This window comes from Mesorhizobium sp. M0830, from assembly GCF_040319965.1.
In the GTDB taxonomy this organism is placed as follows: Bacteria; Pseudomonadota; Alphaproteobacteria; order Rhizobiales; family Rhizobiaceae; genus Mesorhizobium.
The window spans coordinates 1-21,769 of the sequence record NZ_JAMYOR010000065.1 but is presented as its reverse complement, the minus strand read 5'-3'; the positions used below and the strand labels follow the sequence as shown (position 1 = coordinate 21,769).

26 protein-coding genes are annotated in these 21,769 nt (G+C 63.1%); 13 read left to right on the top strand and 13 right to left on the bottom strand.

All coding sequences use genetic code 11. The features are described 5' to 3' along the window. Positions 1 to 41: 41 nt before the first annotated feature. The 3 genes from rho to hemE all read right to left on the bottom strand — a co-directional run bounded on the left by rho (position 42) and on the right by hemE (position 3,111). Positions 42 to 1,307, bottom strand: a complete 1,266-nt coding sequence (gene rho, locus NKI20_RS28005; RefSeq protein WP_031261426.1) for a transcription termination factor Rho — start codon at positions 1,305 to 1,307, stop codon at positions 42 to 44. A gap of 236 nt (positions 1,308 to 1,543) precedes the next feature. Beyond that, positions 1,544 to 2,080, bottom strand: a complete 537-nt coding sequence (gene hemJ, locus NKI20_RS28000; protein WP_352836528.1) for a protoporphyrinogen oxidase HemJ — start codon at positions 2,078 to 2,080, stop codon at positions 1,544 to 1,546. After that, the gene (gene hemE, locus NKI20_RS27995; RefSeq protein ID WP_352836525.1) at positions 2,080 to 3,111 is read right to left on the bottom strand and encodes a uroporphyrinogen decarboxylase; all 1,032 of its coding nucleotides are present in this window, start codon (positions 3,109 to 3,111) and stop codon (positions 2,080 to 2,082) included. The genes hemJ and hemE overlap by 1 nt, the downstream gene beginning before the upstream one ends. Positions 3,112 to 3,516: 405 nt before the next feature. Here hemE and NKI20_RS27990 point away from each other — a divergent pair, with 405 nt between their 5' ends. The 5 genes from NKI20_RS27990 (at position 3,517) to dnaQ (ending at position 7,384) form a co-directional block, all read left to right on the top strand. After that, positions 3,517 to 4,338: a pyruvate, water dikinase regulatory protein gene (locus tag NKI20_RS27990; protein WP_352836522.1), complete on the top strand. Its 822-nt coding sequence runs from the start codon at positions 3,517 to 3,519 to the stop codon at positions 4,336 to 4,338. Positions 4,339 to 4,576: 238 nt separating this feature from the next. Continuing rightward, positions 4,577 to 5,176 (top strand): Maf-like protein, encoded by a 600-nt coding sequence (locus NKI20_RS27985; RefSeq protein ID WP_023763021.1) that lies wholly within the window; start codon positions 4,577 to 4,579, stop codon positions 5,174 to 5,176. Next, positions 5,169 to 6,011 carry a shikimate dehydrogenase gene (locus NKI20_RS27980; RefSeq protein ID WP_352836519.1) on the top strand — a complete coding sequence of 281 codons (843 nt, stop codon included), beginning with the start codon at positions 5,169 to 5,171 and terminating at the stop codon, positions 6,009 to 6,011. Before NKI20_RS27985 ends, NKI20_RS27980 begins: the two co-directional genes overlap by 8 nt. After that, positions 6,008 to 6,604 (top strand): dephospho-CoA kinase, encoded by a 597-nt coding sequence (gene coaE, locus NKI20_RS27975; RefSeq protein ID WP_352836517.1) that lies wholly within the window; start codon positions 6,008 to 6,010, stop codon positions 6,602 to 6,604. Before NKI20_RS27980 ends, coaE begins: the two co-directional genes overlap by 4 nt. A 75-nt stretch (positions 6,605 to 6,679) precedes the next feature. Then, positions 6,680 to 7,384 carry a DNA polymerase III subunit epsilon gene (gene dnaQ / locus NKI20_RS27970; protein ID WP_352836514.1) on the top strand — a complete coding sequence of 235 codons (705 nt, stop codon included), beginning with the start codon at positions 6,680 to 6,682 and terminating at the stop codon, positions 7,382 to 7,384. Between the two features lie 285 nt (positions 7,385 to 7,669). Here the strand turns inward: dnaQ and secB are convergent, their stop codons facing one another. Beyond that, the gene (gene secB / locus NKI20_RS27965) at positions 7,670 to 8,170 is read right to left on the bottom strand and encodes a protein-export chaperone SecB (protein ID WP_352836512.1); all 501 of its coding nucleotides are present in this window, start codon (positions 8,168 to 8,170) and stop codon (positions 7,670 to 7,672) included. Positions 8,171 to 8,301: 131 nt separating this feature from the next. Beyond that, positions 8,302 to 8,802, bottom strand: a complete 501-nt coding sequence (locus NKI20_RS27960; protein ID WP_023763100.1) for an FxsA family protein — start codon at positions 8,800 to 8,802, stop codon at positions 8,302 to 8,304. 211 nt (positions 8,803 to 9,013) lie between these two features. On the opposite strand from NKI20_RS27960, the gene NKI20_RS27955 reads away from it, so the two are divergent. Genes NKI20_RS27955 through NKI20_RS27940 form a run of 4 tightly spaced genes read left to right on the top strand, consistent with a single transcriptional unit; the run spans position 9,014 to position 11,761 of the window. Continuing rightward, the gene (locus NKI20_RS27955) at positions 9,014 to 9,721 is read left to right on the top strand and encodes a Tim44/TimA family putative adaptor protein (RefSeq protein ID WP_352836509.1); all 708 of its coding nucleotides are present in this window, start codon (positions 9,014 to 9,016) and stop codon (positions 9,719 to 9,721) included. A gap of 23 nt (positions 9,722 to 9,744) precedes the next feature. Then, positions 9,745 to 10,869, top strand: a complete 1,125-nt coding sequence (gene mltA, locus NKI20_RS27950; protein ID WP_352836507.1) for a murein transglycosylase A — start codon at positions 9,745 to 9,747, stop codon at positions 10,867 to 10,869. Beyond that, positions 10,866 to 11,396: a Smr/MutS family protein gene (locus NKI20_RS27945; protein ID WP_023763097.1), complete on the top strand. Its 531-nt coding sequence runs from the start codon at positions 10,866 to 10,868 to the stop codon at positions 11,394 to 11,396. Before mltA ends, NKI20_RS27945 begins: the two co-directional genes overlap by 4 nt. After that, positions 11,393 to 11,761: a helix-turn-helix domain-containing protein gene (locus tag NKI20_RS27940; protein WP_352836505.1), complete on the top strand. Its 369-nt coding sequence runs from the start codon at positions 11,393 to 11,395 to the stop codon at positions 11,759 to 11,761. The genes NKI20_RS27945 and NKI20_RS27940 overlap by 4 nt, the downstream gene beginning before the upstream one ends. Positions 11,762 to 11,870: 109 nt before the next feature. Here NKI20_RS27940 and NKI20_RS27935 read toward each other — a convergent pair whose 3' ends face one another. From NKI20_RS27935 to NKI20_RS27920, 4 genes are all read right to left on the bottom strand, one after another. Continuing rightward, positions 11,871 to 12,107 carry a hypothetical protein gene (locus NKI20_RS27935; protein WP_352836502.1) on the bottom strand — a complete coding sequence of 79 codons (237 nt, stop codon included), beginning with the start codon at positions 12,105 to 12,107 and terminating at the stop codon, positions 11,871 to 11,873. A gap of 358 nt (positions 12,108 to 12,465) precedes the next feature. Further along, a complete protein-coding gene (locus tag NKI20_RS27930) occupies positions 12,466 to 13,083 on the bottom strand; it encodes a transglutaminase-like cysteine peptidase (RefSeq protein ID WP_031261456.1) in 618 nt (205 codons plus the stop codon). 255 nt (positions 13,084 to 13,338) lie between these two features. After that, on the bottom strand, positions 13,339 to 14,616 hold the full coding sequence (locus tag NKI20_RS27925) for a polyhydroxyalkanoate depolymerase (protein WP_352836499.1): 1,278 nt from the start codon (positions 14,614 to 14,616) through the stop codon (positions 13,339 to 13,341). Between the two features lie 232 nt (positions 14,617 to 14,848). Continuing rightward, positions 14,849 to 15,208, bottom strand: coding sequence for a septal ring lytic transglycosylase RlpA family protein (locus tag NKI20_RS27920; protein ID WP_023763092.1), 360 nt, complete (start codon positions 15,206 to 15,208; stop codon positions 14,849 to 14,851). Positions 15,209 to 15,518: 310 nt separating this feature from the next. Here NKI20_RS27920 and NKI20_RS27915 point away from each other — a divergent pair, with 310 nt between their 5' ends. Continuing rightward, entirely contained in the window at positions 15,519 to 15,704 is a 186-nt protein-coding gene (locus NKI20_RS27915) for a hypothetical protein (protein ID WP_352836496.1), read from the top strand. A gap of 234 nt (positions 15,705 to 15,938) precedes the next feature. On the opposite strand, the gene NKI20_RS27910 is transcribed toward NKI20_RS27915, so the two are convergent. The 4 genes from NKI20_RS27910 to tauA all read right to left on the bottom strand — a co-directional run bounded on the left by NKI20_RS27910 (position 15,939) and on the right by tauA (position 18,938). Next, positions 15,939 to 16,124 carry a hypothetical protein gene (locus NKI20_RS27910; RefSeq protein ID WP_352836494.1) on the bottom strand — a complete coding sequence of 62 codons (186 nt, stop codon included), beginning with the start codon at positions 16,122 to 16,124 and terminating at the stop codon, positions 15,939 to 15,941. A 27-nt stretch (positions 16,125 to 16,151) separates the two neighbouring features. Next, the gene (locus tag NKI20_RS27905) at positions 16,152 to 17,012 is read right to left on the bottom strand and encodes an ABC transporter permease subunit (RefSeq protein ID WP_352836491.1); all 861 of its coding nucleotides are present in this window, start codon (positions 17,010 to 17,012) and stop codon (positions 16,152 to 16,154) included. Beyond that, positions 17,009 to 17,800 carry a taurine ABC transporter ATP-binding protein gene (locus tag NKI20_RS27900; RefSeq protein WP_352836552.1) on the bottom strand — a complete coding sequence of 264 codons (792 nt, stop codon included), beginning with the start codon at positions 17,798 to 17,800 and terminating at the stop codon, positions 17,009 to 17,011. The genes NKI20_RS27905 and NKI20_RS27900 overlap by 4 nt, the downstream gene beginning before the upstream one ends. Positions 17,801 to 17,924: 124 nt before the next feature. Continuing rightward, positions 17,925 to 18,938, bottom strand: a complete 1,014-nt coding sequence (gene tauA / locus NKI20_RS27895; protein WP_352836488.1) for a taurine ABC transporter substrate-binding protein — start codon at positions 18,936 to 18,938, stop codon at positions 17,925 to 17,927. A 467-nt stretch (positions 18,939 to 19,405) separates the two neighbouring features. Between tauA and NKI20_RS27890 the strand changes: the two genes are divergently transcribed. The 3 genes from NKI20_RS27890 (at position 19,406) to NKI20_RS27880 (ending at position 21,632) form a co-directional block, all read left to right on the top strand. Continuing rightward, positions 19,406 to 19,645 (top strand): hypothetical protein, encoded by a 240-nt coding sequence (locus tag NKI20_RS27890; protein WP_352836486.1) that lies wholly within the window; start codon positions 19,406 to 19,408, stop codon positions 19,643 to 19,645. A gap of 147 nt (positions 19,646 to 19,792) precedes the next feature. Beyond that, a complete protein-coding gene (locus NKI20_RS27885; RefSeq protein ID WP_023763085.1) occupies positions 19,793 to 20,266 on the top strand; it encodes an RrF2 family transcriptional regulator in 474 nt (157 codons plus the stop codon). A gap of 31 nt (positions 20,267 to 20,297) precedes the next feature. Beyond that, positions 20,298 to 21,632: an FAD/NAD(P)-binding protein gene (locus NKI20_RS27880; RefSeq protein WP_352836483.1), complete on the top strand. Its 1,335-nt coding sequence runs from the start codon at positions 20,298 to 20,300 to the stop codon at positions 21,630 to 21,632. Positions 21,633 to 21,769: the final 137 nt, after the last annotated feature.

Sequence of the window (21,769 nt, the reverse complement as noted above, 5' to 3'; positions counted from 1 at the left end):
CTGCGCGGATCGACCCTCCCCACAAGGGGGAGGGTAAGCTCCTACGTATTCATCGAATCGAAGAAGTCCGCGTTAGTCTTGGTCTGCTTGAGCTTGTCGATCAGGAACTCGATCGCATCGGTGGTTCCCATCGGCGCCAGGATGCGGCGCAGCACGAAAATCTTCTGCAGGTCCTGCTTGGAAACCAGCAAATCTTCCTTGCGGGTGCCGGACTTCAATATGTCCATGGCCGGATAGATGCGCTTGTCGGCCACCTTGCGGTCGAGCTGGATTTCACAGTTGCCGGTGCCCTTGAACTCTTCGAAGATCACTTCGTCCATGCGGCTGCCGGTATCGATCAGCGCGGTGGCGATGATGGTCAGCGAACCGCCTTCCTCGATGTTTCGCGCGGCACCGAAAAAGCGCTTCGGCCGCTGCAGCGCGTTGGCGTCGACACCTCCGGTCAGCACCTTGCCGGATGATGGCACCACGGTGTTGTAGGCGCGGCCGAGGCGGGTGATGGAATCGAGCAGGATGACGACGTCGCGGCCATGTTCGACAAGGCGCTTGGCCTTTTCGATCACCATTTCGGCGACCTGCACATGGCGAACAGCCGGCTCGTCGAAGGTCGAGGAGATCACCTCGCCCTTCACCGAGCGCTGCATGTCGGTCACTTCTTCCGGCCGCTCGTCGATCAGAAGCACGATCAAATAGCATTCCGGATGGTTGGCGGTGATCGAGTGCGCGATGTTCTGCATGAGAACGGTCTTGCCTGTACGCGGCTGCGCATTGATCAACGCGCGCTGGCCCTTGCCGATCGGCGCGACCAAGTCGATCACGCGCGCCGAGATATCCTTGGTGGTCGGATTGTCGATCTCCATCTTCAGCCGCTTGGTCGGATAGAGCGGCGTCAGATTGTCGAAGTGGATCTTGTGGCGGATCTTTTCGGGATCGTCGAAATTGATCGTGTTGACCTTGAGCAGAGCGAAATAGCGCTCGCCCTCTTTCGGGCTGCGGATCGGCCCTTCGACCGTATCGCCGGTCTTCAGCGAAAAGCGCCGGATCTGCGACGGTGAAATGTAGATATCGTCGGGACCTGGCAGATAATTGGCGTTGGCCGAGCGCAGGAAGCCAAAACCGTCCTGCAACACCTCGACCACGCCGTCGCCGATGATCTCGACGTCCTGGGCAGCCAGCTTTTTCAGGATCGCGAACATCAGTTCCTGCTTGCGCATGACGCTGGCGTTCTCGACCTCGAGCGATTCGGCATAAGCGATCAGCTCTGGCGGTTTCTTGTTCTTGAACTCGGCGAGTTTCATTTCTTGCATAGACGGACCTTGAATAGATGGAGTCTGGGTAAGCTTTGGGAAAATATCGGCGGGATGCGACAAATGCCGGGCGCGGCCGAAGACACTGAAGGGCGGCGCATGACGGGAAGGAAGACCCGTCTTTTATCGTCGGTCGGGTGAAAGAGCAAGCTGCGTTTTGCGGGACCCGATAAAGCCACGCAGCGCATCATGCAGCTATTGTCCCAAAGCCAGGGACGACGTTCGCGCGACTAGCCTCAGAACGGCTTGACGACCACCAAAATGACGATGGCGATCATCAGCAATGTGGGGATCTCGTTGACGATTCGCCAGTGCCTGGCGGGCTTTTCGTTGCGGTCCTCGGCGAATTTACGCACCGCGCCGGCCAGGTAGCCATGAACGGCGGACATCAAAAGCACCGCCCCGATCTTGGCGTGCAGCCAGCCGCCCTGGAAACCGAACCCTTTCCAGGCGAGCCAGAGACCGAACACCCAAGTGACGATCATCGCCGGATTGACAATGCCGCGCAGCAGGCGCCGCTCCATCACCTTGAAGGTCTCCGACTGCACGGAGCCCTTCTCGGCATCGGCGTGGTAGACCAGCAGTCGCGGCAGATAGAGCATGCCGGCCATCCACGAGATGACGGCGAGGATATGGATCGCCTTGGCCCACGGATAAAAACTGTCGGGCGCCGCGAAATACAAAAGCCCGGTGAGAACGACCAGCACGGCGATGCTGATCGTCATGCGCATCATCGCCTGCCCGGTGCTGTTCGCGTTCTTCATCTCGGCCATCAGCGTGTCGCGCTCCGCACTTGTCTCACCATCGCCTCGACATGGGCGATCGGCGTCTCCGGCGTGATGCCATGGCCGAGATTGAAAATCAGCGGCCCCTCTCCCAGCGCTTCCAGGATCGCTTCGACGCCGTCGGACAGCGCCTTGCCGCCAGCCACGAGCCGCAAGGGATCGAGATTGCCTTGAACCGCACCTAGGCGCTGCAAATCCTTCGCCGCCTCCAGGGGCACAGTCCAGTCGATCCCCAGACCCGTTACGCCGGTCTTCTGGCGATAGGTCTGGTAGCGGGCGCCAGCGCCCTTGGGAAAGCCGATGATCGGAACATCGGGATGAACGGCCCGAATTTGCCTGACGATCTCGGCCACCGGCTGCACGCAGAACTGTTCAAAAGAGGCGTCATCGAGCACCCCTGACCAGGAATCGAAGATCTGCACCACATCGGCGCCAGCCTCGATCTGACGGATGAGATAGGCGGCCGAATGATCGGCGAGCACTTTCAGCAATCGTTGAAAGGCCGCCGGCTCGCGGTAAGCAAAAAGCCGGGCCGGCGCCTGGTCTGGCGTGCCATGGCCGGCGATCATATAGGTCGCCACCGTCCACGGTGCCCCGCAGAAGCCGATCAAGGCCGTCTCGTCTGGCAGTTTGGCCCGCAGCCGGCGAACCGTCTCGTAGACAGGTTCGAGATTCACGTGAAACAGCTTGCTTTCCAGAGCCGCAATCTCCGGCGCCGTGATCGGCGTCAGCAGCGGCCCTCGCCCCTCTTCGAAGCGGACGTCGCGGCCAAGCGCATGCGGGACGACGAGGATGTCCGAGAACAGGATCGATGCATCGAAACCAAAACGCTCGATCGGCTGCAAGGTCACTTCGACGGCAAGGTCTGGGTCATAGCAGAGATCCAGGAAGGAACCGGCACGCCTGCGTGTCTCCCGATACTCCGGCAGATAGCGCCCGGCCTGACGCATCATCCAGAGCGGAGGCGGAAAGTGAGCCTTGCCCTTCAGCACGTCCAGCATGATCCGGTTCGGGGGCATCGAGCGCTCGCTTCTCCCAGCCTCTTCTATAATCAAAGATTCTTATATCTAAGATTCTTCTGATTCTAAGAGTCTGTTGGTTCTGGTGGTTGTCACCTGTCCCGCTTTGCCCCGGAAAACACCAGCCAACATTTTGTCGCGTGCTTCTTTTTCCAAACTGCAGGGTTCTGGGGACGAACAGGAATCCGCCACTGGAGTCAAAGCGTTACGAGACGTGGGGAAAAGCCCGCCCTGTGGACAGGCGAGAGGCAGGGAAAGCCGTCCCCGGATTTGTCCCCAGCCGTCCGGCGAAGCTGACAGTGCAACGAATTGTGGACAAACCACCTTCTGATACAGTCGCGTCCGATCGGCCCGTCTTTTCATCCCGCTCTATCCACAGAAGCCCACAGCCCCAGGTGACCCCCTGTGAACAAACCCCAAAGCTTCTTTCACCTGCACCTGATTTCCGACGCGACCGGCGAAACGCTGCTCGCCGCCGGCCGGGCGGCTTCGGCGCAATACAAGGATGCGCGCGCCATCGAGCATATCTATCCGCTCATCCGCACCGAAAAGCAGGTAGCGAAAGTGTTCGAGGACATCGAGGAAGAGCCCGGCATCATTCTCTATACGGTCGTCGACCAGAAGCTGGCGCGCGGCATCGACGAGCGCTGCGCGACGATGGGGCTGCCCTGTGTGTCGGTGCTGGAGCCGGTGCTGACCGTGTTCCAGTCCTATCTCGGCACGCCGGCCGGCCGGCGCGTCGGCGCCCAGCATGTTCTCGATGCCGAATATTTTCGCCGCATCGACGCACTGAATTTCACCATGGACCATGATGACGGCCAACTGCCGCTCAACATGGACGATGCCGATGTCGTGCTGATCGGCATCTCGCGCACCTCGAAGACGCCGACCAGCATCTATCTCGCCAACCGCGGCATCAAGACCGCCAACATCCCGATCGTGCTCGGCGTGCCGGTGCCGGAAAGCCTGGTCAACGCCAAGACGCCGCTGATCGTCGGGCTGGTCGCCACCGCCGAGCGCATCTCGCATGTCCGGCAAAACCGCCTCCTCGGCACCAGCAGTTCTTACGAGGCATCGGACTATGTCGACCGCGCCGCTATCAGCGAAGAGCTCGCCTATGCCCGCCAGATCTGCACCCGCCATGGCTGGCCGATGATCGATGTCAGCCGCCGCTCGATAGAGGAAACGGCGGCTGCGATCGTTGCCCTGCGCGGGAAGTCGCGCTAGGCAGGTAAGATAAGTGAGCACCAACACCCCTCATCCGACCTCGCTTCGCGAGGCCACCTTCTCCCACAAGGGGAGAAGGGAGACCGTGGCACCGTCGTCTCTGCAAGATACCACCAGTTGGCGATTTGCAGCGGCATACGCGCGGGACTTTCCTTCTCCCCTTGTGGGAGAAGGTGGCCGAGCGAAGCTCGGTCGGATGAGGGGTGCGCGACGGAGCGCCAACCCTGGGTGAATCAGCATGACCGAGAAAATCATCCTCGCTTCTGGCAGTCCGTTTCGCAAGGCGATGCTGGTCAATGCCGGCGTCGACGTCGAGGCGGTTCCGGCCGAGGTAGACGAGCGCGCGCTCGAGGCGCCTATGCAGGACAGCGGTGTCTCGCCTGAAGATGTCGCCCTGGTGCTTGCCGAGGCCAAGGCCACCGAAGTCAGCGAGCGCAGGCCGGGCGCCCTGGTGCTGGGCTGCGACCAGACGCTGTCGCTCGGCGACGAGGTGTTCCACAAGCCGGCCGATAGGGAAGGCGCGCGCCGTCATTTGCTGGCGCTGTCTGGCAAGACCCATCAGTTGAACAGCGCTGCCGTGCTGGTCCGCGACGGCGCGGTGCTGTGGCGGCATGTCGGCATCGCCTCGATGACCATGCGCAAGCTCGACCCAGCCTTCATCGGCCGCCATCTCGCCCGCGTCGGTGCCAAGGCGCTGGGAAGCGTCGGCGCCTACCAGATCGAAGGCGAAGGCATCCAGCTGTTCGACAAGATCGAGGGCGACCATTTCACCATTGTCGGCCTGCCGCTGCTGCCGCTGCTCGCCGAACTGCGCACGCTCGGAGCGATCGATGGTTGACGAGACAAGGAAGGCCTTCGTTACCGGCCACCCGATCAAGCATTCGCGCTCGCCGAAGATCCACGGATATTGGCTGGCCAAGCATGGCATCGGCGGCAGCTATGAGGCGATCGATGTCGCGCCTGAAGACTTTGCCGCGTTCGTGAAGACGCTGCAGGCCAACGGCTATAGCGGCGGCAACGTCACCATCCCGCACAAGGAGGCGGCTTTCGCGCTGGCCGACACCCGCGACCAGGCCGCGCAAGAGATCGGCGCCGTCAACACGCTGTGGTTCGAGGACGGCATCTTGTGGGGCGGCAACACCGATGCGCACGGCTTTGCCGCCAACCTCGACGATCATGCGCCGGGCTGGGCCAGCAACGGCCCGGCGGTGGTGCTCGGCGCCGGCGGCGCATCGCGCGCCGTCATCCATGCGCTGAAGCAGCGTGGCGTTGCCGACATCCGCATCGTCAACCGCACGCTCGCCCGGGCTATGGAATTGAGTGATCGTTTCGGTGCCGGCGTTTCGGCGCATGGCACGGCGGCGACCGGTGAACTGCTTGCCGATGCCGGCCTGCTGGTCAACACCACGGCACTCGGCATGCATGGCAATGAAGGCCTGTCCGCCGATCCCGCTTTGCTGCCCGACCACGCCGTCGTCACCGACATCGTCTATGTGCCGCTGGAGACGCCGCTGCTTGCGGCGGCCCGCACGAGAAACCTCAAGACCGTCGACGGGCTCGGCATGCTGCTGCATCAGGCGGTGCCCGGCTTCGAGCGCTGGTTCGGCATCAGGCCGCAGGTTACAGGTGAGCTGCGCGCGCTCATCGAAGCTGATCTGGTGCCTAAGCCATGATCGTGCTCGGCCTCACCGGCTCGATCGGCATGGGCAAGTCGACCACGGCAAAGATGTTCGCCGACGCCGGCGTGCCGGTCCATGATTCCGACGAGGCGGTGCATCGCCTCTATGCCGGCAAGGCCGCGCCCCTGGTCGAGGCGGCCTTTCCCGGCACCACATCCGCCGGCGTGGTCGATCGGGCAAAGCTTGGCGCGCGTGTTCTCGGTGACGCCGCCGCGCTGAAGCGGCTGGAAGCGATCATCCATCCACTGGTGCGCGCAGACGCCGACGCTTTTCTGGCGCGTCATCGTGCAGCCGGCACGCCGATCGCCGTCCTCGACATTCCGCTGCTGTTCGAAACCGGCGGCCGCGACCGCGTCGACAAGGTTGTCGTCGTCACCGCGCCAGCCGAAATCCAGCGGGAACGCGTTCTGGCGCGGCCTGATATGACCGAGGAAAAACTGGATTCAATCCTGGCCAGGCAGGTGCCGGATGCGGAAAAACGCAAGCTGGCCGACTTCGTCGTCGATACCGGCCAGGGATTGGGCTCCGCCCGTGCCGCCGTGGCTGCCATCATTGCCGAACTCTCCGGGGATAAGCTGCACTCCTGACACCACCGCGTCAGCATAGCCCATTGCCATTTTGTTCCGGTCTCACGATCCTGCTTCTTTGGAGCGACTGATTCGATGCATGAGATTATTTTCGACACCGAAACCACCGGCCTCGATTCGCGCGACGACCGCGTGATCGAGCTTGGCGGCGTCGAGCTGGTCAACCGCTTTCCGACCGGAAAGACCTTCCACCACTATATCAACCCGCAAGGTCGTGCGATCCACGCCGAGGCGCAGGCGGTGCACGGCATCAGCGCCGCGGACCTCGCGGGCAAGCCGACCTTTGCCGAGATTGTGCAGGAGTGGCTGGACTTCACCGACGGCGCCAAGCTGGTCGCCCACAACGCCACCTTCGATGTCGGCTTCCTCAATGTCGAATTCGGCCGTCTCGGTCATCCCCTCATCGACAACGGTGTTGTCGTCGACACGCTGGCGCTGGCGCGCCGCAAGCACCCGATGGGCCCCAATTCGCTCGACGCGCTCTGCCGGCGCTATGGCATCGACAACACAAGGCGTACCAAGCACGGCGCCCTGCTCGATTCCGAATTGCTGGCCGAGGTCTATATCGAGCTGATCGGCGGCAAGCAGGCAGCCCTCATCCTCGACAGCGCCACCGCGCCGGCGCAAGGCCGCGAGAATGTCCGCCAGATCGAGATCATCATCAGCCAGCGCCCGGCATCCTTGCCGCTCCGCCTGACCGAAGCCGAGCGCGCCGCGCACGCCGGCATGGTCGCGACATTGGGCGAGAAGGCGCTGTGGTTGAAGGTTGCGGCTGGCTAAGCAAGACGGGACCAATGCCGTTCGCGGCGATCCTTCACACCCCCCTCTGTCCTGCCGGACATCTCCCCCGCAAGGGGGGAGATCGGATGTCGTTTCTGCTTTCGCCAATCATTGACGTTGTAAGTGAGCACCGATGCTGAAGCTGCCAATCTCCCTCCTTGCGGGGGAGATGTCCGGCAGGACAGAGGGGGGTGCTGTCCCTCCGACGCCTCGGTTGCCCGCCACCACCTTAAACAAAAAGCCCGGCGCGAGGCCGGGCTTTTCACAATCCGTCGCAGGCAGGCCTCAGCTCACCTTGACCTTCGACGCCGCTTGGTCCTCGGCCAGCTTCTGCTGGAACATCTGCGCGAAGTCGATCGGGTCGAGCATCAGTGGCGGGAAGCCGCCATTGCGGGTTGCCTCGGCGATGATCTGGCGAGCGAAGGGGAACAGGAGGCGCGGGCATTCGATGAACAGGATCGGCAGCATGTGTTCCTGAGGGAAGCCTGCGATGGCGAACACGCCGCCATAGACCAGCTCGACATTGAACAGGACTTCCTGGTCGAAGGAGGCCTTGGCGTTCAGCGTCAAATTGACGTCGAACTGCTTGTCGGAGAGCGGGTTGGCGTTGACGTTGACGTTGATGGCGATGCCGGGTGCCTTGTCGCGGCCGCGTAGCGAATTCGGCGCACCGGGGCTCTCGAAGGAAAGGTCCTTCACATACTGCGCCAGAACGTTGAGCGACGGCTGCGCCGTATTGCCGTTTCCGTTGGCTGCGCCGACCGGCGCGTCATCTTTGCTGGCCATAAGCCTTCGTCCTCTTGCCTGGGCAGCGTCGCTGACCGAATTGAAATCGGGCGTTCGCTACCATGGCAGGGATGACAAGACAAGGTTTGCCGCCTTGCTTCTCCGTTCCGGGGATGACGCCAGGGGCGGCTTCAATCGTCCTTGAGGCGGCGCCAGGGCGAGTTGTGGTCCGGTCCGCGCTTGAAGTCGTCTTCGCGCGAATAATCGCCATCCTCGAGGTCGATGGTTTTGTCGCGCTGCCGGCCGCGGAAACCGCCGGTCGAGAAACTGGTGGCCAGCACGACGCGGCCTTTCAACGCTCGCCAGGCAAGGTCGCGGACCGGCGGCAGGAACAGCAGCAGGCCGATAATGTCCGTGATGAAGCCGGGGATGATCAACAGGATCGCCGCCAGCACGATCATGGCGCCATGCGCCAGTTGCCGGCTCGGATCGCGGCCGGCGTCCATTTCGGCGCGGATACGCGTCATGACGCCGAAACCCTGATGCCTGAGCAGCAGCGCGCCGGCAATGCTCGACGCCAGCACCAGGCCGACCGTCGCCAGAGCACCGACCTGGCGACCGACGACGACGAAGCCGGCGATTTCCAGCAGCGGAAGCGCCAGGACAAAAAGCGGAAGGAATGAAATGCGCAAGTCTTGGCAACCTTTTGGATCGTTTTGACCGTTCGATTGTTTCGGCGGCGAGCAATCGCCGCTGGCACTGAGGCCGTTAGATAGGTATGCCTGCCTTTGATTTGAATGATTGCGCCTTGCGTTCTATATGCTTTGAATGTTGAACGCTATGCGACCGCGGCCATTGGGCCTGACGGTCCGGCCACAGGGCAGGGATTGATTGGCGGAAGATATGGGTTTCTTCGACTTCGGCACGATTTTCTTCCTGATTGCGGCGGTGGTCATCTTTTTCCAGCTGCGCAATGTGCTGGGCCGTCGCACCGGCAGCGAACGGCCGCCCTTCGATCCCTATACGGCGGCCCGCAGCGGTGACAAGGATGCCGCCCAGAAATCCGAGAACGTCGTCTCGCTGCCGCGCAAGCGTCTGCCGGGCGAGCCTGCGGGCGATACCTATGCGGCGATCGACGCCTTTGCCAAGCCCGACACCGACTTGAACAAGGGTCTCCGCTCCATCAAGGACAACGACCCGTCCTTCGAGCCGAAGAGTTTCGTCGACGGTGCCAAGATGGCCTATGAGATGATCGTCATGGCCTATGCCGACGGCGACCGCAAAACGCTGAAGAACCTGTTGTCGCGCGAGGTCTTTGACGGCTTTGTCGCCGCCATCGGCGAGCGCGAGGCCAAGGCGGAGAAGATCCAGTCGTCTTTCGTCGGCATCGACAAGGCCGACATCGTCTCGGCCGAGATGAAGGGCGGCGAGGCGCATGTCACGCTGCGCATCATCAGCGAATTGATTTCGGCGACTCGCGACAAGGCGGGCGCCGTCATCGACGGCGACCCGGAAACCGTGGCCGAGGTCAAGGACGTCTGGACCTTCGCCCGAGACACCCGCTCGCGCGATCCCAACTGGAAGCTCGTCGCCACCGAGGAAGAAGACTAGGGAATACGCGGCGAGAGGCTCCGGTGTCGCTATCGCCCCTCTTTGTCGGAAAATCTTTTGCCGACCTCCCCGGCTGGAACGATGACGACCATCTGGCGGCCTTCGCCGCCTTTCGCCGCTCGGCCTTTCACGTCCTGACCAAACCGTATCGCAGCGGTGCGCTCGGCATCGATTTTGGTGCTTTCACGGATGCCTACGCCGAGGCTCGCACCGTTTCGCCAGCGAATCGGTCGCCATTTCTGGATCGAAAGGAAGCCCAGGCTTTCTTCGAGTGCCATTTCTTGCCCGTGCATATCCCCGCCGAGACCGGCGGCGCCGGCCTCGTCACCGGCTTTTACGAGCCCGTGGTCGAAGCGTCGCCGGTGCGAACGGAGCGGTTTTCGGTGCCGCTGCTGTCGCGCCCGGCCGATCTTGTCGACATCGATGACGGCAACCGGCCGCCCGGACTGGACTCTTACCTCGCCTTCGCCCGCCAGACCGGGGACGGATTGGTCGAATATCCTGATCGCGGCGAGATCGAGCGCGGGGCGCTTGACGGCAAGGGCTTGGAAATCGCCTGGCTGGCCGACAAGGTCGATGCCTTCTTCGTTCACGTGCAGGGCGCGGCCCGGCTGAATATGACCGACGGCCGGCTAGCCCGCGTCACCTATGCCGCCAAATCCGGCCAGCGCTTCACCGGACCCGGCAAGCTGTTGAGCGAACTGGGAGAAATCCCGCCGGCGGAGGTGACGATGCAGTCGATCCGCGCCTGGTTCAAGGCGCATCCGGACCGCGTCGACGAGATACTGTGGCGGAACCGCTCCTATATCTTCTTCCGCGAGGCCGATGTCGATGACGCGTCGCTGGGTCCGATCGCCGCGGCCAAGGTGCCGTTGACACCGGGACGATCGATTGCGGTCGACCGCCTGCTGCACACTTTCGGCACGCCGTTCTATATCGACGCACCGTCGCTCACGGCGTTCGACGCAAGACCGTTCCGGCGCCTGATGATCGCGCAGGACACCGGTTCGGCAATCACCGGGCCCGCGCGCGGTGACCTGTTCGCCGGTTCGGGCGACGCGGCCGGCGAGATCGCGGGCGTGGTGCGCAATGCGGCGGATTTTTACGCGCTGGTGCCGCGCGCGCTTGTTTCGGGGTCGAATCGATGATCCGCCGGCCGGACAAACTCAGCGAAGACGACCGCGTTCTGTGGAACCTAGTGGCGCGGACGGCCAAGCCGCTGAAGGGCAGGATCGCCGTCGACATTCCCGACATTGCCACTGAGGCCAGGCCGACACTGGCGCAAGCGGCGCCGGCCGCTGCCAATCCGCCCGGCGCGGCAAAGCCGAAGACCCAGCATGTCGCGCATGCGCTCGACGAGCCGACGCTGGACAAGCTGTCGAAGGGCCGGCTGCCGATCGAGGGCCGCGTCGATCTGCACGGCCTGACCCAGGACGAGGCCTATTCGCTGCTGTTTTCGTTCCTGCACCGGGCGCATGCCGGCGGCATCCGCTATGTCCTGGTGATCACCGGCAAGGGATCGTCCTCCGGCGGCGACGGCGTGTTGCGGCGCGCCGTGCCGGCCTGGCTGTCGACGCCTGCTTTCCGCCCGCTGGTCTCCAGCCACGACCACGCCGCCCGCAACCATGGCGGTTCAGGCGCGCTTTATATCCGGCTGCGAAGGGCGCGTTCATGACCCCGTTCGGCGAGAAGCTACGGGCGCTGAGAAGCGAACGCGGCGTCAGCCAGAAGGACATGGCGGCGGCGATCGGCGTCAGCGCCGCCTATCTGTCGGCGCTCGAGCATGGCAGGCGCGGTGCGCCGACCTGGACGCTGATCCAGAAGATCATCGGCTATTTCAACGTCATCTGGGACGACGCCGAGGAGCTGGCGCGGCTGGCCGAAGCCTCGCATCCGCGCGTGAAGCTCGATACGTCCGGTCTTTCCCCCGCCGCCACCGAGCTGGCCAATCTGCTGGCCGAGAACATCGAGAAACTCGACGAAGCGGAACTTCGCCGCATCACCGCATCGATCCGCGCGGCGCTGGGTCGGCGGCCGTAGCTTCGCGATCTGCGCCGGAGGCGCACCTTGGCGATTTTCCCGCGAAAGCGTTTCGCCTGACGTAAAGAGATGCCCGCCGCCGATCCGCCAGCAGGCATCTGTGGTGAGATCATTTCTTGCCGGCCGTGCCGCCATTGTTTCCCCGGCCACCTTTGTCGTGATGCTCGTGGCCATTGTTTCCACCGCCCAGGCAGTTCGAGTCGCCAAGGCTGCAACAGCGGCCGCTCCACAAATCGTTGGTCGAGGTGTTGGCGCAGCTTGGGATAGTCTGATTGGCCAAGGCGGGTCCGGCGAGTGCCGATACCGCGATGGCGGCGAGGAATGCATTTCGCAAAAGTACAGTCATCTGAAGTCTCCATGATTGGTTTCCGTCTACGGCCATGTGTCGTCGGCCGGGAGGAAATGGTTCACGGAGAAATGCGAGATTGTTGGGAGGATGGCATGATGGATGCAAGCGGCGCTAGGCCAATAGCGAGACGCCGGCGGGACGGCGCCCCCCTCTGTCCTGCCGGACATCTCCCCCTCAAGGAGGGAGATTGGCAGCTTCGGCGCCGGCTCGAGTTCATCAACATTATTCAACGCAGGAAATTGGCGAAAGCGGAGGTAACATCCGATCTCCCCCCTTGAGGGGGAGATGTCCGGCAGGACAGAAGGGGGCGCGAAGGATCGCCGACCCTTCGCCGAAGTCGCTCTGTTGCCTACGGCTACTGGACCGCGCCGACAAGCACCTGCTGACCACCGCGGATCGAGACCCAGCGGCCGGTGTTGTCGATCGCCTGCCGTTTGAGGAAGCGATAACCGGTCGCGTCCCATGGCTTGACCTTGTCGGTCAGATTGTCGAGCACGTAGTCGCCCATGTCGGTGCGCACCGTCAGCACCGCGTGGCCCTCGCCGTCGGGCTTGCGCACGACGGTGATCAGAAGATCGGCAAGCGAGATGCTCATACGCGAAAGCTGGCGCCGCTTCTCCAGCACGTAGTCTTCGCAATCGCCGACGCCCTTGTCAGGATAGGCCCAGACTTCGTCCTTGCCGTAAATGTCCATGTCGCTCATCGGCTTGACGGCGGCGTTGACCCGGGCGGTGACGTTGAGAAGCTTGCGCATCAGCCCGTCGGTCATCGGGGCCGGCGCGAGATCGGTCGGGTGGATCGAGCATTCGCTCGGATGCAGCTTGCAGAAATCATAGTGGCCGATCGGCTGCGAGGTGAGGCCCCCGGTCGCCATCGCTCCGGCCGCCAAAGCCGGTGCCATCCAGCATCCCGTTACTGCCAGACCGGCCGCCGCGTACACGCGCAGCCTTCGCGCCACTGATGAGGAAATCATTGTCCCCGCTCACCCTTTGTTATTAACGAAAGGTTAAGGGGGATTTACAGTCCATGTCAATTACGACGACGGTCGGATTGTCGGCATGGTTACCCGAGGGGCTGGACGGCGGCACTTGTGCAACAAAATCGCCTGCGGTTTTTGCCGGCCGAATCGCCCGAATGGTCGCCTCCAGGCCTTGTTTTATGTATGTCGTGGCCCAAAACCACTGCGACCTCGGGTCACGCCCATGGGCATGCCTTTGCGCGACATGGATTAGCTTTTGGCGGTACGAACCAGCTTCGGCTTCACCGCAACGCGGTTCTGGCGGCCATAGCTGGTGATGAAATCGACGATGCGCGGCACGATTTCGGAGCGGAAGCGCGAGCCGTTGAACACGCCGTAATGGCCGACCGCCGGCTGCATATAGTGGGCATGCCGTTCAGCGGGGATGTTGGGGCACAAATCATGCGCCGCCTTGGTCTGGCCAAGGCCTGAAATATCATCGTTCTCGCCCTCGACTGTGAACAGGGCGACGTTGCGGATATCAGACGGATCGATCCTGGTGCCGCGATGCGTCATCTCGCCCTTGGGCAAGGCCTGTCGCACGAAGACGGTGTCGACGGTCTGCAGGTAGAACTCCGCCGTCAGGTCCATGACTGCCAGATATTCGTCGTAGAAGTCGCGGTGCTTCTCGGCGTTGTCGCCGTCATGCTTCACCAGGTGCATGAAGAAGTCCTTGTGGGCGATGATGTGGCGGTCGAGATTCATGCTCATGAAGCCGGACAGCTGCAGGAAGCCCGGATAGACCTCGCGGCCGAAGGCCGGCACCGGCCAAGGCGCGGTCATTATGACGTTGTCGCGGAACCAGTCGATGCCCTTTTCCTGCGCCAGCAGATTGACCGCGGTCGGATTGCGGCGGGTGTCGATCGGCCCGCCCATCAGGGTCATCGTCGAGGGCACGAAGGGATCGCCCTTGGTTTCCATCAGCGCCACGGCGGCCAGCACCGGCACTGAGGGCTGGCAAACCGCCATCACATGCGTGTCGGGGCCCAGCGCATGCAGCATGTCGATGATGTAGTCGATATAATCGTCGAGATCGAAGCTGCCGTCGGCCAGCGGCACCATGCGGGCATCGACCCAGTCGGTGATGTGCACGTCGGCATGGGGTAGCATGGCTTCCACCGTGCCGCGCAGCAGTGTCGCATAGTGGCCCGACATCGGCGCCACGATAAGAAGCTTTGGATCGGGCTTGCGCCCGGCGGGAACGGAGCGTTCGAAGCGAACGAGATTGCAGAACGGCCGAGACCAGACCGTCTTCTCGCTAACATCGACGCTCTTCCAGTCGACCACGGTCCGATCCAGGCCGAAGGTCGGCTTGCCGTAGCGACGCGTGGTGCGCTCGAACAATTCGGCGGTCGCCGCGACCGAACGGCCCCAGGACGTGTGGGAAAACGGATTGAGCGGATTGGTGTAGAGCAGGCGCACCGCATCGGCATAGAGGCGCGCCGGCTGCATGGCGGCGTGGTTCATTTCATAGAGCTGGTAGAACATCGAGAACCCCGCTGCTGCTGCGACCGAAGGAACGACGAGCAGCGCCGAGCCTTAAATGTCCCGTGGCGAAGTTAACAACTAATTGCTGCGATGCAATACGTCACGTGGCGTGATGAATGCTTCTTTGGTTCAAGGCTTTGAAAATCGGCCCTGAACGGCGCGAGCCGGCTCAGTGTGCGGCTGCGAAGACGCCGGTATCAGCGGGTCCCATCCGAGCCGGACCCGAGCCTGATCAGACGCGCGCCATGCACACCGCGGTATGACCGGAGCCGATGAAGCCGAGTTCGCCGGCCGCGCCCTTCGACAGGTCGAGCACGCGACCTCTGATGAACGGTCCGCGATCGTTGATGCGCACGATGACGCTGCGGCCGTTGTTCTTGTTGGTGACCCTGAGCTTGGTGCCGAAGGGCAAAGTGCGGTGCGCGGCGGTCATTGCCGACGGGTTCATCCGCTCTCCCGAGGCGGTCTTCGAGTGCAGGGCGTACCAGGAGGCGCGTCCGCACTGTGCCGCGGCGGTTGCCGAAGACGCGCCGACCATCAGGCCAGCAACGACCGTTACCGCGACAAGCGCGGTCTGTTTCGAGTTCTTCATATTTGGGGGATGGCTCCGTTTTCTTGCAGACCCCAGCCGTTAGGAGCCAAATAAGGCAGGAAATGCGGCAATCATCTGTCGGTTCCGTGGCGAGATCACACGTTTGGAGTCGCTGGGTAACAGTCTGTCAGGGATTTTCCGGCGCGAGATGATCAATTCCTGATGATCTTCGTGCAGGTATCCGGGATTTGTTTGACAAGATCGAGCATAAATATCCAAGTAGAAGTTGACGCGATCGGGCCACTTCCTTTGGCTCGTCCATCGCGGCCGTAGCGGCGTACTCGATCGACTTCAAAAGGGAGATCCGGCAATGAGACTAGCCAAAAATCTGCTGGCGTTGATTGTGCTTGCCATCGGCGCGCTGTGGGCACTGCAAGGCATCGGCGCGATCGGCGGCAGCTTCATGACCGGCCAGTCGCAATGGCTCTATGTCGGCATCGTCACCATGCTGATAGGACTGGTGGGGCTGGTCTGGGCGAACCGGTCGCGGGGGTGAGCTGCAGAACCAGCGCTGGCGATCTGTGGCGCCCCCCTCTGTCCTGCCGGACATCTCCCCCTCTAGTGGGGAGATTGGCCGTCATCACTGCTTTCGCCAATCTCCATCATCGAAAGAAGGCAGCGAGGCTGAAGCTGCTAATCTCCCCCCTTGAGGGGGAGATGCCCGGCAAGGCAGAGGGGGGCGCGAAGGGTCGCCGCTCATCTCCATCGCTTGCGTTGGTGCCCCGCCCCCTCACTGCGACCAGTATTGCCAGGCCCAGTAAAAACTCTCGTCGCGCGGCGGCAGCCGGTCGCGCTCGGCATCCCAGCGCACAGGCGCTGGCGACCTGGGTTCATTTTCAAGCGACGGTTTGTCCCCGGTCAAGGCGAGAAGCCGGTTGCGGACCTGGGCGAACAGCACGATGGTGGAATGCGTCATCACTCTCTCCTGCTCTTCCGGTTCCAGTCACTCCCGTCCCGCCCACGGGACAAGCACGCGCTCGATCCTGCGGATGGTGAATTCGAGCACGAAGGCGATGGCCGCGATCACCAATATGCCCATCACCACCACGTCGGTGACGAGGAACTGGGCGGCAGACTGGATCATGAAGCCGAGGCCGCGCGTCGCCGCGACCAGTTCGGCGGCGACCAGCGTCGACCAGCCGGCGCCTAGCGCGATGCGCAGTCCGGTCAGGATCGCGGGCAGCGCGCTGGGCAGGATGACGTGGCGGACCGCCTGTCCTCGTGTCGCGCCAAGCGAGCGCGCCGCGTTGATGCGCTCCTGCGAGACGCCGCGAACGCCCGAGGCGGTCGACAGCGCGATAGGTGCCAGCATAGCGATGGCGATGACCAGGATCTTCGACGGCTCGCCAATGCCGAACCAGATGATGACCAGCGGCAGATAGGCAAGCGGCGGGATCGGCCGCAGGAATTCCAGCAGCGGATCGAAGATGCCGCGCCCAATGGTACTGATGCCGATGGCGAGACCAACCGGCACGCCGACGACAATGGCGGCGACCAGCGCGGCAAAGACCCGACCCAGGCTGGCGACGACATGCTGGAGCAGCGTTGCATCGACGAAGCCGTCGCGGGCGACGACGATGAACTTGTTCCATACGGCCACGGGCGACGGCAGGAACACAGGCGACACCAGTTGCAGGCGGGCCGACAGCGCCCACAGCGCCAGCACCACCAGGATGGTCACAGCGCTGACCGCGCGCGCGGAAATGCCATTGCGCTTCGGGCTTGGCCGCGACCACGGTACCGAAAGGCCGTCGGCCTCGTCGATCTTTTGTCCCGGCCGTTCCGTGTAGGAGGAAACGGTCATGCCGCCTCTCCTTCGAAGATCGCATCGGTCAGTTCGCCTCGAGCCGTGGCAAAAGCCGGATCGGCCTTGATGGTGCGAATGGCCTCGCCGGCCGCGTAGCGCCTGGAGAAACCGGGCTCGAAGCTCCGCACCACGCGGCCCGGACCGGGCGCCAGCACGACGATGCGGGTGGCGAGCACCAGCGCTTCCTCGATGCCGTGCGTCACCATCAGCACGCCGACATCGCTTGCCGTCCACAGATCGAGCAGCGTCGTCTGCATGCGTTCGCGCGTCAGCGCATCGAGGGCGCCAAGCGGTTCGTCGAGCAGCAGGAATTCGGGTTCGGCGGCCAAGGCGCGCGCCAGGCCGACGCGCTGGCGCATGCCGCCGGAAAGCTCCCAGATGTGCTTGTCGCCGGCATCGGTAAGCTTCACCAGCTCAAGCAATTCATCAGCGCGGCGCGCCCGTTCGGCTGGCCTGATGCCACGCAGCCGCAGCGCGAAGGCAACGTTTTCGCGCGCGGTCAGCCACGGAAACAGCGCATCGTTCTGGAACACCACCGCCCGGTCCGAGCCCGGTGCTGTGATCGGCTTGCCGTTGATGGTAGCACGCCCACGCGCCGGCGCGACAAGGCCGGCGGCGACGTTGAGCAGCGAGGTCTTGCCGCAGCCGGAGCGGCCGACAAGCACAACGAAGTCGCCCTTGGCGACGTCGATCGACACACGCTCGACAGCAGGTGCTGCCTGGCCGTCATAGTGGATCGAGACCTTGTCCAGTGCGAGATGGGGATCGAGCACGAGATGCGGCATGGCTGCCTCGTAGATTTGAAGGAAATTCAACTGCCCCGGAGCCGCTCCTCGTCGGCGGTTCCGGGGCAGTCAGCACACGGCGTCTGGGAAGAAGATCCGCGCGCGTTCGTTTGGCGTCAGGCGCTCAGTTCGAGGCCAGCGCCTCGGTGACGTATTTCGACGACACGTATTTCGAATAGTCCGGCAGCACGGCGTCGATCTTCCCTTGCTCCTTGAGGAAGGCAGACGCGGCTTCGATCGCCTTGACCGTTCCGCCACCGAGGAATTTGTCTGAAGCCTGCTCTTCCAGCGTTGGGAAGACATAGCCCTTGAGCAGCTGCGGCACCTCTTCCAGCTTGGCGCCGGTGAGCTTGGCGATCGCCGCCGCCTGCGGCGACGATACCGACCAGGCGCCGGGCTTGGCGAGGAACTCGGCATAGGCCGCACCCGTAATCTTGACGAAGTCGCGCACCGCTTCCGGGTTCTTTGCGGCAAAGTCGGTGCGCACGATCCAGGCGTCGAAGGTCGGCGCGCCCCAGGCCGCGACCTGCGAGGAATCCAGTACCACCTTGCCGCTGGTCTTGATCTGGCCGAGCGCCGGATCCCAGACATAGGCCGCGTCGATGTCGCCGCGCGAAAAGGCCGCCGCGATTTCCGGTGGCCTGAGATTGAGGATCTCGACCGACTTCGGATCGACGCCCTCATGCTTCAGCGCCGCGAGCAGGCTGTAATGCGTCGTCGAGACGAACGGCACGGCGACTTTCTTGCCGGCAAGGTCGGCGACCTTCTCGATGCCGGCGCCGTTGCGCGCCACCAGCGCCTCGGATTGCCCGATCAGGCCGACGACGAAGATGGTCTGGATCGGCAGCTCGCGGCTTGCCGCCGCCGCCAACGGGCTCGAGCCGACATAGCCGATATCGACTGAGCCGGATGCGACCGCGGCGATGACATCGGCGCCGGAATCGAACTTGCGCCAGTCGATGGTGGCCTTGGTCGCCTTTTCATAGGCGCCGTCGACCTGCGGCACCTTCGAGGGCTCGACCACCGTCTGGTAGCCGATGGTGATCTTGAGGTCGTCGGCAAGAGCCGGGCCGAGGAAGGCGGCACCGGCAAGTGCTGCCGACGAGAGCAGAACAATGCGTCGCGAAATGGTGGACATGAAGGGCTCCTAAAAAGAGAAAATCGGAATGCCCCATGATAGTCAGCTAATTCTATCGTTCTTGTAGAGTTAAATCCTTCCAAGGAAGGCGAGCTTGTTAGAAAAAAGCTGTCGGTGACGCGGTGGCGAGGCGGATAGGGCGGCTGCGGCGGGCAAACATCAGGCGTCGCGACAGGGCGAACCTTTTTAATGCCGGCGGGACAGCACCCCCTCTGCCCTGCCGGGAATCTCCCCCGCAAGGGGGGAGATTTGGCAGCTTCGGCGCTCCGCTCTTCTTGCAACGCTGGAGATTGGCGAAAGCCGGGATGACAGCCGATCTCCCTCCTTGCGGGGGAGATGTCCGGCAGGACAGAGGGGGGTGCCGTCCCGCCGGCCTCTCAATTCTGCGCCGCCGATCACGAACCTAGATTCCCCCATCAACCCACATCAGGCAAATCCATACCCCAAAAAGCTCTCGATTCGAAAACATGTTCCGCGAGTTCGAAGCTAAGTATAGTATTCTTATCGACATGAGAGGGTTGGATTCGGCGATGAGCGACCACCACGTCACCATGATCGTCAGCGGTGTGAATCGACTTTCGCCGTCGCGTCAGCCGATGCCGACCACATCCGGCCCTGGAGGACCATTTGCTAATCCTGCTGCTCTCAAAGGGCATTTTTGTGCTTTCGAGGCACAAAGTAAGGCTAAAACGGCCGCAGCGGCTTGAAAACGAAGCAAAATCAACATTTCTCGGCTTGTACATCATGTCACTAGAATTTATGTGTCATGGCAGTCTGGACGCGGCGGGGACGCGTGCCGGGCGTTGCGCAACCGATGGTTCCATGCCGTCGCATGACAGAGAAATTTTGATTTCATGCTCACCAAAAAAGGTAAGTACGGCCTCAAGGCGCTCGTCCACCTCGCGCGATTGCCGGCCGGACAGCTCGCCTTCGTCAACGACATCGCCACCGGCAACAACATCCCGAAGAAGTTTCTCGACGCCATCCTGGGCGAGCTGCGCAATGCCGGCTTCGTCCAGAGTCGCAAGGGCAAGGATGGCGGCTACCGCCTGGCGCGCCCCGCCGACGAGATCAAGGTCGGCCATGTCGTGCGCGTCCTCGATGGGCCGCTGGCGCCTATTCCTTGTGCCAGCCGCACCCAGTACCAGCGCTGTGAAGATTGCAACGAGGCGACATGCCAAGTCCGACATCTGATGCTCGAGGTCCGGCAGGCGATCGCCGAGGTGCTCGATCAGCGCAGCCTCGCCGAAATGCGCGACATCGCCCTCGACGACCTTCCGGTCGCGAGCGAAGTGGACCTGGCGGTCGGCGTGAAGGTCCAGGCCTGACACTGGCGCCGCGCACATTGCGGGCATGCTCATGACCGGGCGCGCCAACTCGATCATCATCGTCGGCGGTGGCGCCAGTGGCGTCGTGCTGGCCGCGCATCTGCTGAAATCGCCCAATCCCGACCTGCGCGTCACGCTGATCGAAAAGCGGCCGCATTTCGGCCAGGGCATCGCCTATTCGACGCTGCTGTCGGCGCATGTGCTCAATGTCAGCGCCGCCGGCATGAGCGCCTATGCCGACGATCCCGGCAATTTCTGGCGCTGGCTGCTGGAGCGCGGCCTGGCAAGACCGGACCAGGCGCCGGTCTACGCGCCGCGCAGCATCTATGCCCGTTATCTCGGCGAGTTGCTCGACGATCTGGAAGCGCGCGAAAAGCAGAGCGGCCGCCTGCGTCTGATCCACGAGGAAAGCCTGTCGATCACGCCCACCGCTTCCGGTGTCGAGGTCGCGCTGGCCAATGGCACCAGCGTCGTTGCGCATCTGGCCGTGCTGGCGACCGGCCATGACGAGGAGCCGGCACAAGGGCATGCCATCAGGATGGGCTCGGAGGCCGATACCGCACTTGCCTCGGACGCGAGCGTGATGGTGCTTGGCACCGGCCTCAGCATGGTCGACGCGTTCCTGGCGCTGGAGCAGCGCGGCCATCGCGGCAACATCATCGCGGTATCCAGGCGCGGCCTGCTGCCCTCGCCTCATCGCAAGGGTAATCCGATCAAGCTCGACGTCGCCGACATTCCGCTCGGCACCCAATTGTCCTACTTCGTCGGCTGGTTCCGCGACCTGATCAAGGAAAACCAAAAGGCCGGGATCGACTGGCGCGACGTCGTCGACGGCCTGCGGCCGTTCAACCAGAAGATCTGGCAGAATTGGCCGGCTTCCGCCAAGCGCCGCTTTGTCGAGCATACCAAGGCCTGGTGGGACATCCATCGCCATCGCATGGCGCCCGAGGTCTATGCGCAGGTGACGCAGGCCGTGCAATCCGGCCGCATCCGCCTGGTCGCCGGCCGCGTCGTGGCCATCGCCAAGAATGGCGAATTCACCGTCCAGATCCAGTCGCGCCACACCCAGCGCCTCGAGACATTCGAGGTCGCTCGCATCTATGATTGCTCAGGTATCGTCAGGGACATCTCGACCTCGTCGAACAGCGTCGTGCGCTCGCTGGTCGATCGCGGCCTGGCACGGCCTGACCCGCTGCGCATCGGCCTCGACGTGTCGCCCAATTGCGAGATCATCGCCGGCGACGGCAGCGCGTCCGACAAGATCCTCGCCGTCGGCCCGCTGACCCGCGGCACCTTCTTCGAGATCGACGCCATTCCGGATATCCGCGTCCAATGTGCGAGGTTGAGCAAGCAGCTTTTGGGCTGAGATCGGCGCTCTACGGCGCCCCCTCTGTCCTGCCGGACATCTCCCCCTCAAGTGCAGGACTGTCCGGGGAAAGTTATTCATATATGAAGGCCATCTGATTGAGGGAGGATCGGTCTCTTGGTCGGCTCGGATTGACC

Excerpts from the sequence above, each read along its gene's own strand:
- hemJ (WP_352836528.1), bottom strand. The coding sequence starts at position 2,080 with ATGGCCGAGATGAAGAACGCGAACAGCACCGGGCAGGCGATGATGCGC.
- NKI20_RS27980 (WP_352836519.1), top strand. The coding sequence starts at position 5,169 with ATGGTTGACGAGACAAGGAAGGCCTTCGTTACCGGCCACCCGATCAAG.
- NKI20_RS27955 (WP_352836509.1), top strand. The coding sequence starts at position 9,014 with ATGGGTTTCTTCGACTTCGGCACGATTTTCTTCCTGATTGCGGCGGTG.
- NKI20_RS27935 (WP_352836502.1), bottom strand. The coding sequence starts at position 12,107 with ATGACTGTACTTTTGCGAAATGCATTCCTCGCCGCCATCGCGGTATCG.
- NKI20_RS27940 (WP_352836505.1), top strand. The coding sequence starts at position 11,393 with ATGACCCCGTTCGGCGAGAAGCTACGGGCGCTGAGAAGCGAACGCGGC.
- dnaQ (WP_352836514.1), top strand. The coding sequence starts at position 6,680 with ATGCATGAGATTATTTTCGACACCGAAACCACCGGCCTCGATTCGCGC.
- NKI20_RS27905 (WP_352836491.1), bottom strand. The coding sequence starts at position 17,012 with ATGACCGTTTCCTCCTACACGGAACGGCCGGGACAAAAGATCGACGAG.
- coaE (WP_352836517.1), top strand. The coding sequence starts at position 6,008 with ATGATCGTGCTCGGCCTCACCGGCTCGATCGGCATGGGCAAGTCGACC.
- rho (WP_031261426.1), bottom strand. The coding sequence starts at position 1,307 with ATGCAAGAAATGAAACTCGCCGAGTTCAAGAACAAGAAACCGCCAGAG.
- hemE (WP_352836525.1), bottom strand. The coding sequence starts at position 3,111 with ATGCCCCCGAACCGGATCATGCTGGACGTGCTGAAGGGCAAGGCTCAC.
- NKI20_RS27890 (WP_352836486.1), top strand. The coding sequence starts at position 19,406 with ATGTTCCGCGAGTTCGAAGCTAAGTATAGTATTCTTATCGACATGAGA.
- tauA (WP_352836488.1), bottom strand. The coding sequence starts at position 18,938 with ATGTCCACCATTTCGCGACGCATTGTTCTGCTCTCGTCGGCAGCACTT.
- NKI20_RS27930 (WP_031261456.1), bottom strand. The coding sequence starts at position 13,083 with ATGATTTCCTCATCAGTGGCGCGAAGGCTGCGCGTGTACGCGGCGGCC.
- NKI20_RS27925 (WP_352836499.1), bottom strand. The coding sequence starts at position 14,616 with ATGTTCTACCAGCTCTATGAAATGAACCACGCCGCCATGCAGCCGGCG.
- NKI20_RS27900 (WP_352836552.1), bottom strand. The coding sequence starts at position 17,800 with ATGCCGCATCTCGTGCTCGATCCCCATCTCGCACTGGACAAGGTCTCG.
- NKI20_RS27910 (WP_352836494.1), bottom strand. The coding sequence starts at position 16,124 with ATGACGCATTCCACCATCGTGCTGTTCGCCCAGGTCCGCAACCGGCTT.
- NKI20_RS27880 (WP_352836483.1), top strand. The coding sequence starts at position 20,298 with ATGACCGGGCGCGCCAACTCGATCATCATCGTCGGCGGTGGCGCCAGT.
- NKI20_RS27915 (WP_352836496.1), top strand. The coding sequence starts at position 15,519 with ATGAGACTAGCCAAAAATCTGCTGGCGTTGATTGTGCTTGCCATCGGC.
- NKI20_RS27885 (WP_023763085.1), top strand. The coding sequence starts at position 19,793 with ATGCTCACCAAAAAAGGTAAGTACGGCCTCAAGGCGCTCGTCCACCTC.
- NKI20_RS27985 (WP_023763021.1), top strand. The coding sequence starts at position 4,577 with ATGACCGAGAAAATCATCCTCGCTTCTGGCAGTCCGTTTCGCAAGGCG.
- secB (WP_352836512.1), bottom strand. The coding sequence starts at position 8,170 with ATGGCCAGCAAAGATGACGCGCCGGTCGGCGCAGCCAACGGAAACGGC.
- NKI20_RS27920 (WP_023763092.1), bottom strand. The coding sequence starts at position 15,208 with ATGAAGAACTCGAAACAGACCGCGCTTGTCGCGGTAACGGTCGTTGCT.
- NKI20_RS27945 (WP_023763097.1), top strand. The coding sequence starts at position 10,866 with ATGATCCGCCGGCCGGACAAACTCAGCGAAGACGACCGCGTTCTGTGG.